This is a genomic window from Dyadobacter sp., from assembly GCF_051859145.1.
Classification (GTDB): Bacteria; Bacteroidota; Bacteroidia; order Cytophagales; family Spirosomataceae; genus Dyadobacter.
In genome coordinates, this window is sequence record NZ_JBHYGF010000526.1 from 1 (window position 1) to 1,938 (window position 1,938).

General features: G+C 42.8%; 2 protein-coding genes. One reads left to right on the top strand and one right to left on the bottom strand.

What is annotated here, in order from left to right; genetic code table 11:
- The coding region (locus tag ACTIE6_RS23350; protein ID WP_439558925.1) for a tetratricopeptide repeat protein at positions 1-1,096 on the top strand (1,096 nt) is incomplete at its 5' end.
- Between the two features lie 116 nt (positions 1,097-1,212).
- On the opposite strand, the gene ACTIE6_RS23355 is transcribed toward ACTIE6_RS23350, so the two are convergent.
- On the bottom strand, positions 1,213-1,584 hold the full coding sequence (locus ACTIE6_RS23355) for a response regulator (protein WP_439558926.1): 372 nt from the start codon (positions 1,582-1,584) through the stop codon (positions 1,213-1,215).
- Positions 1,585-1,938: the final 354 nt, after the last annotated feature.

Genomic DNA, 1,938 nt, shown 5'->3' on the forward strand with positions numbered 1-1,938 from the left:
AGCTTTCTCGGAGTATTACCTTAAAAAGACAACTGAGGCGCAGGAAGATTTTCAGAAAGCGATCAAGCTGGACCCGACCCGGTACGAGGCCTTGGCCGGGATCAGCGGTATCATGATCGATCAGAAACGTTATTCAGAAGCGGGTACCTATTTGGCAAAGGCGCTGCAATATGAACAGGGATACGATCTGATGTGGAGCAATTATGGCAACTTGCTGCTGCACTTTGATATGTTTAAAAAAGGATATCAGGTGTTTAAAAAGGCAGTTTCGTTGAACCCGGCCAATGTAAATGCACAGAATGGGTGGGGCGTAGTGCTGCTTGAAAATGACCAGCTTGATAAATCCATGGCGCTATTTGACAGCCTGGTGAAGGAAAAGCCAGATCTGCCTTTTCTGCACAACAACCACGGTATCGTGCAGGCGTATATAGGAAACAGGCACGATCAGAAACATCAGGTGAATGAAGCCAATCTCCGGTACGACGGGGCGTACGAAGATTTCAAAAAAGCGATGGAGGCGGCACCTTCGCGTAAGTTCTACAATGTAAACCAGGGCAACGTATACCGCTATATGGAGAAGTATGATCAGGCCAGGCTGAGCTACCAGACTTACCAGGATAAAAGCGCATTGAACAACACCGCAATCATGTATGCGGGACAGGAGCGGATCAAGGATGCCAAATATTACCTGGGAGTTGCCTTGCAGATCGATTCCCTGCATCGCGTTTTTCAATATAATATGACTGTGCTGGCGAAGGGAAAACAGAAAGAAATGATGCGGCTGGTTGCCTCCGCAGATGAAAACAGCCCTTTTTCAGACATTGGGATTAAATACAGCCGCGACGGTTTTGTGACGATTTATTTGTATGACTACGAATACGATGTGCTTACTTTTCCGGGCAGACATTACATGCCTTTGCCGGTGGCGGAGTATAAAGAAGATTACTTCATTCCCGATTACGATTTTAAGCTTATGCCTTACGGGAAGAAAAAGAATGCACAGCCGAAGAAAAAGCAGGCCAGATACAGAAGCCAGAAAGTGAAGTTGCCAGGATCAAGAAACCGGTCAGGGACCCGCTGTCCGGTGATATTTTAGAGTGTGCACATACCAAAAAAACCTTCTTTGAGAAACATTTTCTACGTATTTCTCATCCTCATCCCCAAACATTGTAAAATTTTCTACTCTTTCGGGTGTGTGTCTGGTATTCTCCTTCAATATCTGTGTTTTGCAAGAATGTTCCTGACTTCTACAAAACTGATCGGTTTATCAAGGAAGTAATCAGCGCCATTTCGGAAAGCTTCGTCGCGCAGGTTGGTCATCGCACTCATGGTAACCACAAAAATCTTTTTGTCCGTGTACATGCTTTTGATCCGTTGTATCTCGTCAATTCCCTTTCCATCAGGTAAGTTGTTGTCAATGAAGATCCAATCCGGTTTCATTTCAGTAATGCAGGCCATTCCTTCCTCAATGGAAGCTGCTACTTTGATCGATTCCTGAGGTTCCTTAATATTAAGCTGTCTTACTAGAAAATTGCGCATCAACACTCCCAAATCTGTTTCATCTTCAATAATTACAATCTTCATAGCAATGTGTTGAAAAATAAATTAGTCATCAATAGCGGAGGTGTTGAGCAGCTTCGACATTTACAGTCGAGGTTTGAGGTTAGTATGGCAATAATCCTGCCATCTTGAACAAGAAAATGAAGTTTTTGGGCGAAAATTCAAGTATATCTGCGCATTTCCCAAAGTCTTCGGTCTGCCCTTCTTTTACGCTGAATAGGTATTTTTATTTACATATTTCGGCAAAGTGTAGGAAGATGAATATTTGTAAGTTATTGTAAATAAGTTAAATGTGATTGCAGCTGGTTGAGTATTCCTGCTGGTACAGGATTTTTCGAAATGATATTGAAATTGATTGATAACATTAACGACTTGAAA